Origin of the sequence: Gordonia sp. 'Campus' (genome assembly GCF_022206305.1) — a bacterium.
Taxonomy (GTDB): domain Bacteria; phylum Actinomycetota; class Actinomycetes; order Mycobacteriales; family Mycobacteriaceae; genus Gordonia.
In genome coordinates this window covers 201,272-217,789 of sequence record NZ_JAKOIW010000001.1, presented here as the reverse complement: position 1 = coordinate 217,789, position 16,518 = coordinate 201,272, and the positions used below count along the sequence as shown (strand labels likewise).

The window sequence follows — 16,518 nt, the reverse complement described above, 5'->3', positions numbered from 1 at the left end:
TGCGTCAGATCCAGCCGGACCCGCCGCAGAGGTCGCCGGCGGCGGCGGGGCCGGTCGATCCGGCCGCATACGGTTGCGGCGCAGGCGGATTGTCCAACACCGGCGCGGCCACCTCCCACACGTGGGCGAGGCCGTCGGGCCGGGTGAACAGCGACCGGTCACCGCGCAGCACGTCGACGATGAGCCGCGCGTACGGCGACAGGCCGTCGGCCACCTCGTCGAGCTGCTCGGTCATGTGCGCGACGGAGAGGTCGGTGCCCGAACCCGGTTCCTTGACCGTGACGGCCAGATCGATGGCGCCGTCGCCGGCCAGGTCGAAGGTCAGCACGGTGCCGTCCTTCGGGGTGTCGGTCAGCGGACCGTCGGTGGGGGCTCGGAACACGAGGCTGAGTCGTTGCGAGCTGTGGTCGAGCATCTTGCCGGTCCGGAGCAGGAACGGGACGCCGTGCCAGCGGTCGGTGTCGACCCACAGGCGCACGGCTGCGAACGTCTCGGTGGTGGAGTCCTCGGGGATGCCCTCGGTCTCGCGGTAACCGTCGTACTGGCCGTAGACCACCTCGGCGGGGTCGAGCGGACGGAAGGCCGCGATGACCGACTCCCGCGCGTCGAGCAGGTCGTCGGCGCCGAGCGACGCCGGAGGTTCCATCGCGACTTCGGCTGCCACCTGGAACAGGTGCGTGACGATCATGTCCAGGAATGCCCCGGTGGCGTCGTAGAACGCGGCGCGGTCGGCGATGTCGAGGGTTTCGGGGACGTCGATCTGGACCTCGGCCACGTGTTCGCGGTTCCACACCCCGGCGAACAGTCCGTTGGCGAAACGCAGGACGTGCAGGTTCTGCGTGCTCTCCTTCCCCAGGAAGTGGTCGATCCGGTAGATCTGCTTCTCGTCGAGGGATTCGTGCACCGCTTCATCGAGGGCCCGGAAACCGTCGGGAGACGTCCCGAACGGCTTCTCGTAGACGACCCGCGAACCCTTCGCGAGACCATGCGCGGCAATGGCTTTCGTGTAGTCGATGAAGGTGGTCGGCGGCAGGGCCAGGTAGTGGACCAATTGAGCGGTGTCCCCGACGGCGCCGCGGGCGGCGTCGATCACCTCCAGCAGACGGCCGGGGTCGTCCGCGGTGAACCCGCCGCCGGCGAACCGGATGGTCTCGGCGAACGACTTCCACTCGTCCGACGAGCCCGACCCGTCCGCACCGAACTCCTCGATCGCATCCTTGACGTGCTGCCGGAACTCGTCGTCGGTGCGGTCGCCCCGCCCGTTGCCGATGAGCTGCCACCCGCGGGGGAGCAGGTCGCGGCGGTGGAGTTCGTACAGCGACGGCAGGACCATCCGCTTGGCGAGGTCGCCGGTCGACCCGAAGAGTACGAAGATCACTGCTGAGTCCGCGTCAGAATCGGACGGTGTCGCGTTCTCCGGTGCGGAGCTGTCTGCGGTCATGCATCAATAGTGCCCACCGGAGTGGCGAAGTACAGACATCCGCCGGCCGCGGGTCATCGGTGCCAAGATCGAGGTCCCTCGGCGACGGGCTTAGAAGTGGCGCAGATCACATATTCGATAGACATGAGCGGAATGGACTCAACTCTGTTGGCGTTGTAGACCGCGTATGGCTCATACTTGAGCCTGTTGGACTAAAGAGAAAGGTGCACGCGAGTGGACAGCTTCAACCCGACCACCAAGACGCAGCAAGCATTGAGTTCTGCTGTGCAGGCGGCGGCCAGTGCTGGAAACCCCGACGTGCGACCGGCCCACATCCTGGTGGCGTTGCTCGATCAGTCCGACGGCATCGCGTCGCCACTGCTGAAGGCAGTGGGCGTGGACCCGTCGAGCGTTCGTGCGCAGGCCCAGGGATTGGTCGATCGCATGCCGACGGTGTCCGGCGCCAGCTCGACGCCTCAACTATCCCGCGAATCGATCGCGGCCGTCACCGCCGCCCAGCAGCTGGCCGGTGAACTCGACGACGAGTACGTCTCTACCGAGCACGTCGTCGTCGGTCTGGCTACCGGCGACTCCGATGTCGCCAAATTGCTGCACAACCTCGGTGCGACGCCGCAGGCCCTGCGCGAGGCGTTCGTCGCCGTGCGCGGCAGCGCGCGGGTCACTTCCGAGGATCCCGAATCGACCTACCAGGCTCTCGAGAAGTACTCGACCGACCTGACCGCGGCCGCCCGCGAGGGCAAGCTCGACCCGGTCATCGGCCGCGACACCGAGATTCGTCGCGTCGTGCAGGTGCTCAGCCGACGGACCAAGAACAACCCGGTCCTCATCGGTGAGCCCGGCGTCGGCAAGACCGCGATCGTCGAGGGCCTCGCCCAGCGCATCGTCGCCGGCGATGTGCCGGAGTCGCTGCGCGGCAAGACCGTCGTCTCCCTCGACATGGGGTCGATGGTCGCCGGTGCCAAGTACCGCGGCGAGTTCGAGGAACGCCTCAAGGCCGTGCTCGACGAGATCAAGGAGTCGGCCGGACAGGTCATCACCTTCATCGACGAGTTGCACACGATCGTGGGTGCCGGTGCGACAGGCGATTCCGCGATGGACGCGGGCAACATGATCAAGCCGATGCTCGCCCGTGGTGAGCTGCGGCTGGTCGGTGCCACGACCCTCGAGGAGTATCGCAAGTACATCGAGAAGGACGCCGCTCTCGAGCGTCGTTTCCAGCAGGTGTACGTCGGCGAGCCGTCGGTCGAAGACGCCATCGGCATCCTCCGCGGCCTCAAGGACCGATACGAGGTGCACCACGGCGTGCGCATCACCGACTCCGCTCTGGTGGCTGCCGCAACGCTTTCCGACCGCTACATCACCTCGCGCTTCCTGCCCGACAAGGCCATCGACCTCGTCGACGAGGCGGCGTCGCGGTTGCGGATGGAGATCGACTCGCGCCCCGTCGAGATCGACGAGGTCGAGCGGATCGTCCGCCGGCTCGAGGTCGAAGAGGTCGCCCTGGAGAAGGAGACCGACGCGGCGTCGAAGGAGCGGCTCGAGAAGCTGCGCGCCGAGCTGGCCGACCAGAAGGAGAAGCTCAACGAGCTCTCCGCCCGGTGGCAGTCGGAGAAGACCGCCATCGACGCGGTCCGTGACCTCAAGGAGGAGCTGGAACGGCTTCGCGGCGAGGCAGATCGGGCCGAGCGTGACGGTGACCTCGGACGTGCTGCCGAGCTGCGGTACGGCAAGATCCCCGGACTGGAGAAGGAACTCGAGGCCGCGATCGAGAAGACCGGCACCGATCCGTCTCAGGACGTGATGCTGCAGGAGGAGGTCGGACCCGACGACGTGGCCCAGGTCGTGTCGGCGTGGACCGGAATCCCGGCCGGACGGATGCTCGAGGGTGAGACCGCCAAGCTGCTGCGCATGGAAGACGAACTGGGACACCGGGTCATCGGCCAGAAGGACGCGGTGCAGGCGGTGTCCGACGCGGTGCGCCGTGCACGCGCCGGCGTCGCCGACCCGAACCGGCCGCTCGGCTCGTTCATGTTCCTCGGCCCCACCGGTGTCGGCAAGACCGAGCTCGCCAAAGCGCTCGCCGAGTTCTTGTTCGACGACGAGCGGGCGATGGTCCGCATCGACATGAGCGAGTACGGCGAGAAGCACAGCGTCGCACGGCTCGTCGGTGCCCCGCCCGGTTACGTCGGGTACGAGGCCGGCGGACAGCTGACCGAGGCAGTGCGGCGTCGTCCGTACACGGTGGTCCTGTTCGACGAGATCGAGAAGGCCCACCCGGACGTATTCGACGTGCTGCTGCAGGTGCTGGACGAAGGTCGCCTGACCGACGGCCAGGGCCGGACGGTGGACTTCCGCAACACCATCCTGATCCTCACCTCGAACCTCGGTGCGGGTGGCGACAAGGACCAGGTCATGATGGCGGTGCGGTCGGCGTTCAAGCCGGAGTTCATCAACCGTCTCGACGATGTGGTGATCTTCGATGCCCTGAGCCCGGAGGAACTGGTGTCGATCGTCGACATCCAGCTCGGCCAGCTCAAGAAGCGCCTTGCACAGCGTCGCCTCGACCTCGAGGTGTCCCTCAAGGCCAAGGAATGGCTGGGCGCACGCGGATTCGACCCGCTGTACGGTGCGCGCCCGCTGCGCCGGTTGGTGCAGCAGGCCATCGGTGACCAGCTCGCCAAGCAACTGCTCGCCGGAGACATCCGCGACGGTGACGTGGTGCCGGTCAACGTCAGTGCCGACGGAGAGTCGTTGGTGCTCGGCTGATCTCAGCTCGACACAGTTCATCGCAAGACAGAGTTCATGGCAAGACAAGGGACCCATCCTTCGGGATGGGTCCCTTTGTCGTTGTGCATGGTTCAGAGGGTGGCGAGTAGCTCCGTGAGCTGTGCTTCGACGAGGGAGGGTCGGGGTGGGGGTTGTCCAGGTCGCGGTGGTCGGACGTCGATGACGTGGCTGATGTTCAAGCGCAGGTCATCTGGGCGTGCGTCATGGCCGGACGGTGGTGGTGGTCCGTGGATCTCGTCGCGCACTGTGTTCAGATGTTCTGCGAACCGTCGGGGTATGTCGGGTCGGCGGTTGATGTGTTCGGGGTTGGGTGGCGCTCCCGGTTCGGTGTTGAGTCGCCAGACGCAGCGGCCTTCGTCGGGTCCGGACCGTTCGATGCGGGTGGTGTACTGGCCGGGCTGGTCGCCGACCATCCGGTTGTGCCGCGGACAGGCCGGGGCGAGGTCGTCGATGTCGGTGAGACCGCCTTTAGCCCAATCTTTCTGGGCGTGGTGGAGTTCGACGTGGGTGGCGGGCTGGTCGCAGCCAGGCGCGGAACAGACTTCCCCGTCGGGGCGGGCGAATGAGGCGAGGCGTTGCCCGCGGGTGGCGAGGCGTTTGCCACGCCCGAAGTGCAGCGGAACGGTGGTGTGATCTTTGAAGATCGCCAACCAGGGTTGGATCTCGCCGGCGAGGGCGATGAGGTTGGGGATGGGTAGCAGGGTTCCGGTGGCGGTGGTGGCGAGCCCGGCTTCGCGGATGAGGTCACCGAGGTCGGCTTTGATGATGAGTTGCACGGGCAGGCCGCGGTGCGACTTGCCGAGCAGTCCGTCTTCGAGCACCGCTTTCAGGAGGGCGTTGAGGGCGTCGTGGTTGATCTGGGCGGGCGTGCGGTCGTCGCGGTCGGCTGCTGCGGCCAGGGTGTCGGGGTCGGCGTCGTCGACTGACCCGGTGGGCGAGTCTGGGTCGTTGGGGTTGTTCATGCCAGGTTTGGCCCAGACGGTGAGCAACATGGTCACGCGGGCGGTCAGTTCGGGGGTGAGGGTGGCTGTCATCTTGGCGGTGCCGTCGGCGCGTTGGCGGTTGACCCACAGGTTGCGGCGCCGTTTGCGGTCGGAGTCGTCGGTCAGGGTGCCGTCGGGGTCGAGGTGGGCGAGGAGCCGCGCGCCGAGTTGGGTGATGTCGGCGGGGGTGTGGTCGGTGGCGATCTCGGCCATTTGTCGTTCGGCGGCGACTTTCACGTCGTGGTCGACGGCCGGTGGGATGCGGTCGAGGACGTCGAGGGTGGCCTGGACGTGGGCGGTGCCGACGGTTCCTTGCGCGAATGCCTCGGCGAGACGGGGGTGTTCGGGTTCAAGGATTTCGCCGCCGAGGCTGGTGCGGTGGGCGGTGGCGTCCATGTGCTTGCGGCGTCGCATCGGATTGGAGACGCGTAGCCGATGGGTCATGAACTGCATGAGGGTTCGGCAGCCGGTCTTGCGGGGGAGGTCGCGGGCTTCGACCTGGTCGATCTGCCGGTCGCCGGCAACGGTCAACCGTGCGATGGCACGTTCGGTATCGGCTGCCACATCCGCCAACTCGGCATCGGTACACGGCGACAGGTCCACGGACTGCAGTTCGTCGAGGATGCGGTGGAGATCGGCCACCACTTCGACCGCACGTGGAGGCGGCACGTCGGTGCCGTCGTTGCGTTGAGTATCGGTCATGACGGTCACCTCCCCCGAGAACCGTTGCTGCGAATGTATGTTCGAGTGTACACCAATGTGAAAACTAGGCAAGGTCAAAAATGCTGCTGTGCAATGCTATTCGGCGACAGCATGTTGTCGGTGCCGTGTGATAGGGGCTCGGGCGGGTGGCGTTCTTCTGTGACTCGCGCTTCGATCTGACCGGGGTGTTTCGCCGGCCAGAGATCAGCGCACGACCTCGCGGTGCCCGGCGTCGATCCGGCGGGTCCACCTGCGGGAGTCCAGGTGCTCGAGCAGTGGGATCACCACGCGCCGAGTGGTTCCCAGCGCCTGACGGGCGGCGCTGGTGGTGAACGGCTGATCGAGCGAGGCGAGGATGCGCATCGCCAGTGCCGGGGCGGTGGGTAGCAGTACGACCCCGTCGCCCAACCGGAGCACTCGGTCGGCGCGCTCGGCCGCGGCCAGTTCCCTGGCGCCCAGTCCCAGTGCGGAGAGGTCGTCGGCTTCGGGAGCGCGGAACGGATGGTCGGAGAGACGTCGCTCCAAGGCGCGGAGCGCGTCCTCGGCGTCCCCGAGGGAGGGGGTGTGGCCGGGCACCGACAGGTGGCCGTCGGATGACGTGAGTCCCGCCTCGGCGACGACGGCGTCCAGCAACGCGGAATCCGGCAGACCCAACAGTGCGGGCGCTCCCGCCGCGGACATGCCCGCGGACAACGGGTCCCGCTCGTGCAGCTCGACAACAGCGGTGTGTAGTCGTCCGGCCCAGGCCGCGAGTGACGCCTCGGCGACCCACCATCCGTCGATCGCACGGACGCCCCGCGGCGCGGGGTCCACGTCGTCGACGAGACCGAGTCGTGCCAGATCGGCGACGCGCACCGCGCCCCGTCGCATGACCTCCTCGGCAGCTCCCGCGCCGTCGGTCATGGCCGCCAGGATTGCCGCTCGACGTACGGCGTCACCCCGGCGAGTCAGTGGCGGCGGATCGGGGTGCAGGACAACGCCACCGCCGACGATCCGCTGCCCGGGATCGCGCAGGACCACCCGGTCTCCTGTCGACAGCGGGAGGGCGTGGGAGAGCGTGAGGCGGCAATGGTCGGGGTCGAGCGGTCGTACGCGCACCGGTACCGCGGCCGTGCCGATGTGGGCGATCAGGTGCTCGGGGACCTCGGCGAACGGCGTACCGCTCGCGCGTCGTATGTCGATGAGGTCGGACGCGTGCCAGGCGACCGGAGTCACGAGCGCGTCACCGCGCGCGACGTCGTCGACACCGGCACCGCGGAGGTTGACCGCGACCCGGCTGACCGGACCCGCCGTCGTGAGAGTCGCGCCCTCGCTCTGCAATCCGCGGACATCGACCCGGCGTTCGCCGTGGAGGGTATGCAGGTCCAGGGTGTCGCCGACCGAGATGGTTCCCGACGCCAGGGTGCCCGTGACGACCGTACCGGCCCCGGTGCGGGTGAACACCCGGTCGATCCAGAACCGGACACGACCGGAGGTCGGTGGCGAAGGTGATTGCGCGAGAACATCGTCGAGGGTCGTGCGCAACTCGTCGATGCCGGAGTGGTCGATCGCGGACACCGCCACCGCGGGAACATGGGCAAGACCGGTGTCGCCCAGCCGGTGTCGTGCTTCGTCGATCACCTCGCGGATCCGATCGGCCGACGCCCGGTCGGCGCGGGTGACGACCAGCAGTCCGGATTCGATGCCGAGTGCGGCGACGGCGTCGCGGTGGTCGTCGGACTGGGCACGCCACCCCTCGTCGGCGGCCACGACGAACAGGACGACCGGCGCAGGCCCCAGCCCGGCCAACATGTTCGGGATGAACCGCTCATGACCGGGGACGTCGACGAAAGCCACATCGGCGCCGGAAGGCAGTGTCGTCCAGGCGAAACCCAGGTCGATGGTCAGGCCGCGGCGTCGTTCCTCCTCCCACCGGTCCGGTTCGATGCCGGTCAACGCCCGTACCAAGGTGGACTTGCCGTGGTCCACGTGTCCGGCGGTGGCGACCACGTACTTCATGAGCTGCACTTCATCAGCCGTGCTTCACGATTCGGGATTCACAGTTCGTCCAGGGCCTGGACGATCGCGGCGACGAGTCGCGGATCGTCGGCCTCGGGGACGCACCGCACGTCGACGAGACACGCGTCGTCGTGGACGCGGGGCAGCACGGCGGGATCGCCGAGGCGGAGGCGTTCGGCCGCGGCGACCGGGAGCCGCACCGCCCACCCTGGTAGCGGAACGCCGGGTGCGCCACCGCCACCTACCCGCCCGTCGTGTGCGACAACCGGGAAACCGACTGCGACACCCAGGGACTCGGTGCGTGCACGAAGCTTCTCAGGGTCGGCGTGGAGGTACTCCCAGACCGGAGGCCGTGGCCCGCCGACGGTCGCCTCCATGGCGGCGAGTGCGAGCTTGTCCGCGCGAACCGCCCGTGCCAGAGGGTGTTTCGCCAATCGCTGCACGAGCGCTAAGTCGCCGAGGAGAAGTCCGGCCTGCGGACCGCCCAGGAGCTTGTCGCCGCTCGCGATCACCAGATCGGCCCCGGATTCCAGTGTCGTCGTCGCGTCCGGCTCGTCGGGCAGCAGCGGGTCTGGTCGCAGGAGTCCGCTGCCGATGTCGGCGACGACGGGCACGTCGTGCGCCCGGCCGAGGTCGCGCAACTCCGCCAGCGAGGTGTCGCTGGTGAAACCCTCCACGCGGAAGTTGCTGGGGTGGACTTTGAGGATGGCACCGACGTCGTCCGAGGCGAGGGCGTCGGCGTAATCGCGTGCGTGGGTCCGGTTGGTCGTACCGACCTCGTGCAGCCGTGCGCCGGTCGACGCGATCAGCTCGGTGAGCCGGAAGCCGGCACCGATCTCGATCATCTCGCCACGGCTGATCACCACCGCCCGGCCGGCGGCCAGCGCGGTCGTCGCCAGCACCAGCGCGGCGGCACCGTTGTTGACCATCAACGCATCTCCGGCGGCGGGACAGGCGCGCACGAGCGCCGCGCGGGTGGCCGCCCCGCGCTTCGACCGCGTCCCGGTCCGGAGATCCAGTTCCACATCCACGTAGCCTGATGCAGCGACGACGGCTTCGAGTGCGGTGGGGGAGAGTGGCGCCCGACCCAGATTGGTGTGCACGACGACGCCGGTGGCGTTCAGCACCGGACGTGCCGAGGACGCGCGGTGACCGGAGAGTGCGTCGACGACCGCCTGCTCGACCTCGTCGGGCGACAGTTCACCGCGCCGCGCGGCTTCCTGTGCGGCGCGGATGGTGTCGCGAACGGTCTCGTCGCCCAGTCGCTTTCGGGCGTCGATCGCGGCGGGCAGTGTCAGCAGGGCGTCGGTGCGTGGAATCCGGCGACGCGGGTCGGTGACGGGGGGCTTCGACACGGCTCCTCGCTTCGCTCGTCACCGGCTCAGCCGGCGGTGGGTGGCTCTCGCCCTGCTCGTCACCGGCTCAGCCGGCGGTGGGTGGCTCTCGCCCTGCTCGTCACCGGCTCAGCCGGCGGTGGGTGGCGGAGGCGGACGGGAATCGAACCCGCCAGACCGAGATACTCGACCTCACCGGTTTTGAAGACCGGGGAGCCCACCAGGACCCATACGCCTCCTTGCGCCGTCCAACGTATCCGACGGCGAGAACCGTCAGTCCTGCTGGTGCGGCCAGTTCCCCTGGGTGATCAGCTCCTCGAAGTGGCGGATCAGCTTCGGATTGAGATCCTCCTCGACCGCTCGTCGAAAATCGCCGTCCCACTTCGCAAACCAGTCCTCGTCCCGCTTCATCAAGAAGATGGGCCAGCCGTGGGTGATGTCGAGCTCGTCGCCATACAGGTCGGTGGAACCGTCCTCCCGCATGTACCAGTAGTCGTGACCCGACTCCCAGAACGCCTGTAGCTCGTCCGCGGTGACGTAGTACTCGCCGTCTGCCTGCCTCATGTGCCCGATGGTAGCGATCCGCGGTCGGGGACACGTCTGATTGCGTGAGGGCTACCCTCGGCACGGTGACTGTGCGTGATGATGCTCCCGTCCGACTCACCGGCTACGCCCACGGTGGTGGATGTGCATGCAAGATCCCGCCGGGCGAGCTCGAGCAGGCGGTAGCCGGGCTGACCGGCCAGGTCGGCGACGACATCATCGTCGGGCTCGACGCCGGGGACGACGCCGCGGCCGTGCGCGTCCGTGACGACCTCGCGGTGCTCTCCACCGCCGACTTCTTCACGCCAGTCGTCGACGATCCCTACGACTGGGGCCGCATCGCCGCCGCGAACGCGCTGTCCGACATCTACGCGATGGGCGGTACCCCCGTCGTCGCGATCAACCTGGTCGGCTGGCCACGAGGTGTCCTGCCGATGGAGTTGATGACCGAGGTGCTGCGCGGGGGTCTCGACGTCGGGGCGTCGGCGGGCTGCCCGGTCATCGGCGGGCACACCATCGACGACCCGGAACCCAAGTACGGCATGGCGGTGACGGGTGTCGCCCACCCCGACCGGTTGCTGCGCAATGACGCCGCCGAGGCTGGCCTGCCGATCACCCTCACCAAACCGATCGGCGTCGGGCTGCTGAACAACCGGCACAAGCAGACCGGCGAGGTGTTCGACGAGGCGGTCGCCCTGATGACGACGCTCAATCGCGACGCATCGACGGCCGCGGTCGCAGCCGGTGCCCGCGCGGCGACCGACGTCACCGGTTTCGGTTTGCTCGGTCACCTCCACAAGTTGTGCCGCGCGTCCGGCGTCGGCGCGGTGCTCGACCGCAGCGCGGTACCCGCGGTGGGCGGCGCGGCCGAGGCCCTGCGCGACGGGTTCGTGTCCGGCGGAACCCGCCGCAACCTCGACTGGGTGCGCCCGCACCTGACCCTCGGTGCCGCAATCACCGACGACGACCTGCTGTTCCTGGCCGACGCCCAGACATCGGGCGGGCTCCTGGTGGTCGGTGAGGTACCGGGCTATCCGGTGATCGGGGAGACGGTGGCCGGCTCCGGGATCACGGTGGGCTGACCCTTCGTGGCTCGTCGCTTGCGCTCCTCGCACCTCAGGGAGCGTGGGGGCTCGTCGCTTGCGCTCCTCGCACCTCAGGGAGCAGGAGGCGCGTCGCTTGCGCTCCTCGCACCTCGGGGAGCTGGGGCTCGGTGCTCTGCGCACCTCAGGGAGCTGGGTCTCGGTGCTCTGCGCACGTCAGGGAGCAGGAGGCGCCCCACATTCAGGGGGCGGGCGGCCCGGTGGTGATGGAGTCGTCGGTGATCCCGGCGGCGCGACGGGCCGCGAGGCGCCGTTTCTGCGGTTCGATGGTGTAGCGCGGGTTCTTCGCGGATTCGATCCCGGCGTCGAAGACGCCGAAACGTGTACACGCCGACGCGGCGAGCAACGCCAGTCCCGACGCGACGGCCAGCGGCCGGGACCGGCTGCTGAGGAGGGCGCCGACGCCGCCGGCCACGGCCAGTCGCTCACTCCACCGCAGCAGCTTTCCGGCGGTACCGTCGTGCATCGGTTCGGTCGTCACCGGGTCCATCCGGTGTTCCATGAGTCGCATCGCGGTGAGGTCGCCGATCACGCCGATGGCGGCCAGGGTGCGCGCCGGGGCCGCCTGGCGCGTGGGCGTGGTGACCAGTGCCAGCCCGCTCGACGCCAGGCTCGCCGAACTGACGAACACGAACGGCAGGTCGCGGTGCATGGCGTTCCAGGTCGGCACGGCGGTGTCGGAGAGCAGCACCGCGGTGTAGACCGCGAGCGGCGGTCCCGCGAGACCCGCCGCCAGTCCGGCGGGGGCCTCGACGGCGCGAAGCACCGGACGTAGCGGCCCCAACGGGAGACGTGCCCCGGTCATCCGGTCGATCTCGCCGACCGCGGCCACGCCGAGCGCACCGCTGAACGCCGACAGGATCCACGAGCCGACGCTCATCGGCGAGGTCACCTTGAACGTCCGCAGCATGTTGTAGAACCGGTCGGGGCGGCCCAGATCGGCGACGAGTGCGATCGCGCCCAGACCCACCGCGCCCAGACCGCCGAGACGGGCGTTGCGGCGCAACACATCGCGTCCCGTGAGCTGTGCGCCGGCGGCGAGTACACCGGAGCCGCCGGCGACACCGCCCAGGAACAGGTAGGCGGCGACCTTCTCGTCCCAGGGCGGCGGTTTGACCACCGGATGTCCGTAGTACGAAGTGAATTCGGCGTCGGGCACCATCGACATCTCTCGGTTGCCGTCGCCCTGCCCGAAATTCTTGCGTTGCTTGCGTTCTCCGCCACGGCCGAACCCCCGCCCGCGCCGCCGGGGCGGCTCCGGGGGGCGGAACGAATCGAACTCCGACGAGGTCATCGGCCGCCCCGCAGGAACGAGAGTGCAGCGGCGGCGAGCATCCCGGCCGCGGCGATCCCGGCGCGTTTGTACATGGCCGGCAGGTCGGCGGTGCACACCCGCGGGTCCGGCGGCAGCCCGTAGACCTCCGGTTCGTCGAGCAGCAAGAACACCGAACCCGTGCCTCCCACACCGTCATTCGGGTTGGCGCCGTACAGCCGCGCCTCGGTCATGCCCTGATCGTGCAGCGCCCGCACCCGGGCGTGGGCGTCGTCGACCAGGTCGTCGTGGTCGCCGTACTTGATCGACGTGGTCGGGCAGGTCTTGGCGCACGCGGGCGTCTCGTCGTCGACCAGGCGGTCGTAGCAGAGCGTGCACTTCTGTGCGACACCGCGTTTGGGCACCTCGGGCTGTTCACCTTTGCGCTCTCCGGAACGCGTCGTCGGGGCCGCGGTGCCGTCGGCGCGACGTTCGACGACGCCGAACGGACATCCGGCGACGCATGTTCCGCAGCCGTTGCAGACGTCGTCCTGGATCACCACGGTGCCGAACTCGGTGCGGAACAGCGCGCCGGTCGGGCAGACGTCGAGGCACCCCGCATGGGTGCAGTGCTTACAGACATCCGACGACATCAGCCAGCGGAACTCGGGGGTGTCCGGGGGGCCTCCGGTGGTACCGACCGGTTGATCGGCACCACCGGACCCCTCGGGTTCGGGCATGGCGGGCATCCCGAGACCGACCAGCATGCGGCCCGATTCGCGGGCCTCGGCGATGCGGTCGGAGTTCTGTTCGATGAAGGCGACGTGACGCCAGGTGCTCGCACCGAGGGCGACGGTGTTGTCGTACGACATCCCGGTCAGCGCCAGGTCGCCGTCGCGCGGGTTGGAGTTCCATTCCTTGCAGGCCACCTCACAGGCCTTGCAACCGATGCAGATCGACGTGTCGGTGAAGAACCCTTTTCGTGATTCGTGCGTGGCCCAGTGCGCGTCGACACTGGGGTCGGAGGGTCCGGACAGCTGCCCCATCTACTCGTCCACCTTCCCGGTGATGTGCTGATTGTCTGTCTCGACCGTGACCCCGGCTCGCTCCTGGTAGGCGCGCACCAGGTCGAGCAGTGCCCGACCCTGCGGCCGGCGGCCGGCGACGACGTCGCACGAACCGACCTTGGATTCCTGGATCTGGACGTTCGGATCCAGTGTGACCCCGATGAGGTCGTTCGCGGCGTCACCGCTGACCACCGCGTCGGAACCGACGCCCCAGTGGTAAGGGAGACCGACCTGATGTACCTGCCGGCCGTTGATCGTCAGCGGCATCATGCGGTCGGTCACCAGCACGCGTGCCTCGATCGCGCCGCGCGGCGAGACGATCGTGGCCCAGCCCTCGTTTGTCAGGCCGCGCTCGGCGGCCAGCTCGGGCGAGATCTCGCAGAACATCTCCGGTTGCAGCTCCGAGAGGTATGGCGACCACCGGCTCATGCCGCCGGCGGTGTGATGCTCGGTGAGGCGGTACGTGGTGAACACGAACGGATACACCTCGGAGCCCGGGGCATCGCCGCTCGGCGCGTCGAGGTTGTCCACGCGGGGGAACAGGACCCGCGCGGGCGACTGCTGTTGCGGATACAGCGTATTGACCACGGGCGATTCCTGCGGCTCGTAGTGCGTCGGGAGCGGGCCGTCGACCAATCCGCGCGGGGCGTAGAGCCAGCCCTTGCCGTCGGCCTGCATGACGAACGGATCGTCGCCGCACAGGGCTTCGACGCCCCCGACCGAGGGGTCGGGCCGGGCGTCGGGTGCGAGGTCGACGGGGAAGTCGGGTACGTCGGGACCGACCCATCGACCGGCGTCGGCGTCCCATTCCATATACCGCTTGCGTTCGCTCCACGGCCGGCCGTCGGGGTCGGCCGATGCGCGGTTGTAGAGGATTCGACGATCCGCGGGCCACACCCAGCCCCACTCGTGTTGGGTGACACCGCCACCGCCCTGCGGGACCCGGCGGGCGGCGGAGTTCGACGGCCCGTCGGTGTCGGAGCCCGTGTAGACGCCGGTGTAGATCCAGCAGCCGCCCGCGGTCGAGCCGTCGCGTCGCATCTGGGTGTAGGACGTGAGGTTCTTGCCTGCGTCGGGACCGGTCACGTGGTAGCCGTTGATCTCCGACAGCACCGCCTCGGGATCGGGGTTGCCGTGCTGGTCGAGGGGATAGTCCCAGGTGATGTCCAGCAGCGGACGGTCGCGATCGTCGGTCGACCCGGCGAGACGTTCGCGGATGCGCCGTCCGAGCTCGTAGAAGAAGTCCATCTCGCTCTGGCACTGGCCCGGTGGCTCGACGGCTTGGTGACGCCACTGGACCATGCGCTGGGTCTGGGTGAACGAGCCGGCCTTCTCGACATGCGTGGCCGCGGGCAGAAAGAACACCTCGGTGGCGATGTCCTCGGTGCGTAGCTCGCCGGACTCGATCTCCGGTCCGTCCTTCCACCAGGTGGCCGTCTCGATCATGTTGAGATCGCGGACGACGAGCCACTTGAGGTGCGACATCGCCATCCGCGCCTGGCGGCCGTTGGCCGAACCCACTGCGGGGTTCTGACCGAGGACGAAGTAACCGTCGACCTTGTCGGCGAGCATGTCGACGGTCGTCTGGAAGGTGCCCGCCGGGCCGGTGAGTCGCGGCAGATAGTCGTAACACCAGTCGTTCTCGGCGGTCGCGGCGTCGCCGAACCACGCCTTGAGGAGACTCACGGTGTAGTCCTCGGCGTTGGCCCAGAAACCCTTCTCGGCCTTCGAGGTGATGGCGTCGATGTACTCGTCGAAGCTGTCGTGCTTGCCTGCCGAGGGCATCGGTAGATAACCGGGCAACAGGTTGAACAGGGTGGGGATGTCCGTGGAACCCTGGATGCTCGCGTGGCCGCGGAGCGCCATGATCCCGCCGCCCGGGCGACCGATGTTGCCGAGCAGCAGCTGCAGAACCGATGCGGCACGGATGAACTGGGCACCGAAGGTGTGCTGGGTCCATCCAGTCGCATACCCGAAGCAGGTGGTGCGCTCGCGTCCGGAGTTGTCGGTGACGGCCCGGGCGAGATAGTCGAAGTCGCGTACCGAGATGCCACACATGTCGCGCACCATCTCGGGGGTGTAGCGCGAGTAGTGGCGCTTGACGATCTGGAACACGCTGCGCGGATGTTCGAGCGAGTCGTCGCGCACCGTGGCGCCGTGCTCGAGCGGCGGTCCACCGGATCCGTGTTCGTGGCCGACGGCGCGGTCCTTGACGGGAGGTCCGTCGTCGGGGTGTCCGGGCGACTCGACCTTGCCGTCCTCGCCGCCTCCACCGTCGTCGGACTGGGCGGCCGGTTCCTCGTATGCCCAACTGGAGGCGTCGTATTCGCCGGTCTCGGTGTCGAAACCGGAGAAGAGGCCGTCGAGGTCCTCGGTGTCGCGGAAGTCCTCCGAGACCAGGGTCGCCGCATTGGTGTAGGCGACGACGTACTCGCGGAAGTACTTCTCGTGCGTGATGGCGTAGTTGATCAGCGCGCCGAGCAGGACGACGTCAGAACCGGCACGGATCGAGATGTGCTTGTCCGCCACCGCGGAGGTGCGGGTGAAGCGCGGGTCGACATGGATGACCCTTGCGCCCTTGGCTTTCGCCTCCGACACCCACTGGAAACCCACCGGGTGCGCCTCGGCCATGTTGCCGCCCATGAGGACGATACAATCGGCGTTGGCCATGTCCTGCAGTGATTGCGTTGCGCCGCCGCGTCCGAACGAGGCCCCCAGACCGGGAACCGTGGCGGAGTGTCATATACGTGCTTGGTTCTCGATCTGGATCGCACCCGCGGCGGTGAACAGCTTTTTGATCAGGTAGTTCTCTTCGTTGTCGAGGGTGGCGCCACCGAGCGAGGCGATGCCCATCGTGCGCCGGAGCAACCGACCCTCGTCGTCGGTGTCCTGCCATCCGCGGCGCCTGGCTTCGAGGAAACGGTCGGCGATCATGTCGATCGCGGTGTCGCGGTCGAGGTCTTGCCACTCCGTCGCATACGGGGCGCGGTAGCGGATCGCGGTCTGCCGCATCGGGTTGTTGACCAGCTGCTCGCTCGACGCCCCCTTGGGGCAGAGGCGGCCGCGCGAGATCGGTGAGTCGGGATCACCCTCGATCTGGACGACCTTCTTGTCCTTCACGTACACCTTTTGTCCGCAACCGACCGCACAGAACGGGCACACGCTCTGGACCACGCGGTCCGCGGTGGCGGTGCGCGGTTCGATGCCGCGTGTCTTCGCCGACGTGACCGCCGGTCCGCGTCCGAAGACGTCGCCCGACCGCAGCTGGCGGAACACCGGCCATTCGAGGGGGCTGAAGGCTGGCACGG

At 68.4% G+C, this 16,518-nt stretch carries 10 protein-coding genes and 1 tRNA gene; 2 read left to right on the top strand and 9 right to left on the bottom strand.

The genetic code is table 11. From position 1 onward, the window contains the following. Positions 1-4: 4 nt before the first annotated feature. Positions 5-1,441, bottom strand: a complete 1,437-nt coding sequence (locus MAY35_RS00970) for a glucose-6-phosphate dehydrogenase (NADP(+)) (RefSeq protein ID WP_281063072.1) — start codon at positions 1,439-1,441, stop codon at positions 5-7. A gap of 213 nt (positions 1,442-1,654) precedes the next feature. Between MAY35_RS00970 and clpB the strand changes: the two genes are divergently transcribed. Beyond that, positions 1,655-4,207, top strand: a complete 2,553-nt coding sequence (clpB, locus tag MAY35_RS00965; RefSeq protein ID WP_238418755.1) for an ATP-dependent chaperone ClpB — start codon at positions 1,655-1,657, stop codon at positions 4,205-4,207. Between the two features lie 92 nt (positions 4,208-4,299). Here clpB and MAY35_RS00960 read toward each other — a convergent pair whose 3' ends face one another. The 5 genes from MAY35_RS00960 to MAY35_RS00940 form a co-directional block, all read right to left on the bottom strand. Continuing rightward, the gene (locus MAY35_RS00960) at positions 4,300-5,913 is read right to left on the bottom strand and encodes an HNH endonuclease signature motif containing protein (RefSeq protein WP_238418754.1); all 1,614 of its coding nucleotides are present in this window, start codon (positions 5,911-5,913) and stop codon (positions 4,300-4,302) included. Positions 5,914-6,117: 204 nt separating this feature from the next. Continuing rightward, the gene (selB, locus tag MAY35_RS00955) at positions 6,118-7,911 is read right to left on the bottom strand and encodes a selenocysteine-specific translation elongation factor (protein ID WP_238418753.1); all 1,794 of its coding nucleotides are present in this window, start codon (positions 7,909-7,911) and stop codon (positions 6,118-6,120) included. A 38-nt stretch (positions 7,912-7,949) separates the two neighbouring features. Next, the gene (gene selA / locus MAY35_RS00950; RefSeq protein ID WP_238418752.1) at positions 7,950-9,266 is read right to left on the bottom strand and encodes an L-seryl-tRNA(Sec) selenium transferase; all 1,317 of its coding nucleotides are present in this window, start codon (positions 9,264-9,266) and stop codon (positions 7,950-7,952) included. 123 nt (positions 9,267-9,389) lie between these two features. Next, a tRNA-Sec gene (locus MAY35_RS00945) sits at positions 9,390-9,484 on the bottom strand. A 34-nt stretch (positions 9,485-9,518) separates the two neighbouring features. Next, positions 9,519-9,809 carry a hypothetical protein gene (locus MAY35_RS00940; protein ID WP_238418751.1) on the bottom strand — a complete coding sequence of 97 codons (291 nt, stop codon included), beginning with the start codon at positions 9,807-9,809 and terminating at the stop codon, positions 9,519-9,521. A 71-nt stretch (positions 9,810-9,880) separates the two neighbouring features. Here MAY35_RS00940 and selD point away from each other — a divergent pair, with 71 nt between their 5' ends. After that, the gene (selD, locus tag MAY35_RS00935; protein WP_374237910.1) at positions 9,881-10,870 is read left to right on the top strand and encodes a selenide, water dikinase SelD; all 990 of its coding nucleotides are present in this window, start codon (positions 9,881-9,883) and stop codon (positions 10,868-10,870) included. Between the two features lie 202 nt (positions 10,871-11,072). Here the strand turns inward: selD and nrfD are convergent, their stop codons facing one another. From nrfD to fdh, 3 genes are read right to left on the bottom strand one after another with little or no spacing between them, the layout of a single operon-like run. Further along, positions 11,073-12,185, bottom strand: a complete 1,113-nt coding sequence (nrfD, locus tag MAY35_RS00930) for an NrfD/PsrC family molybdoenzyme membrane anchor subunit (RefSeq protein WP_238418749.1) — start codon at positions 12,183-12,185, stop codon at positions 11,073-11,075. Next, complete coding sequence (locus tag MAY35_RS00925; RefSeq protein ID WP_238418748.1) at positions 12,182-13,189, bottom strand: 4Fe-4S dicluster domain-containing protein; 1,008 nt, start codon at positions 13,187-13,189, stop codon at positions 12,182-12,184. The genes nrfD and MAY35_RS00925 overlap by 4 nt, the downstream gene beginning before the upstream one ends. After that, positions 13,190-16,516, bottom strand: a complete 3,327-nt coding sequence (fdh, locus tag MAY35_RS00920) for a formate dehydrogenase (protein WP_238418747.1) — start codon at positions 16,514-16,516, stop codon at positions 13,190-13,192. Positions 16,517-16,518 lie beyond the last annotated feature (2 nt).

What these genes read in the sequence shown, in the direction of transcription:
- MAY35_RS00970 (WP_281063072.1), bottom strand. Translation starts at nt 1,441, where the DNA reads ATGACCGCAGACAGCTCCGCACCGGAGAACGCGACACCGTCCGATTCT.
- MAY35_RS00960 (WP_238418754.1), bottom strand. Translation starts at nt 5,913, where the DNA reads ATGACCGATACTCAACGCAACGACGGCACCGACGTGCCGCCTCCACGT.
- selB (WP_238418753.1), bottom strand. Translation starts at nt 7,911, where the DNA reads ATGAAGTACGTGGTCGCCACCGCCGGACACGTGGACCACGGCAAGTCC.
- MAY35_RS00940 (WP_238418751.1), bottom strand. Translation starts at nt 9,809, where the DNA reads ATGAGGCAGGCAGACGGCGAGTACTACGTCACCGCGGACGAGCTACAG.
- nrfD (WP_238418749.1), bottom strand. Translation starts at nt 12,185, where the DNA reads ATGACCTCGTCGGAGTTCGATTCGTTCCGCCCCCCGGAGCCGCCCCGG.
- MAY35_RS00925 (WP_238418748.1), bottom strand. Translation starts at nt 13,189, where the DNA reads ATGGGGCAGCTGTCCGGACCCTCCGACCCCAGTGTCGACGCGCACTGG.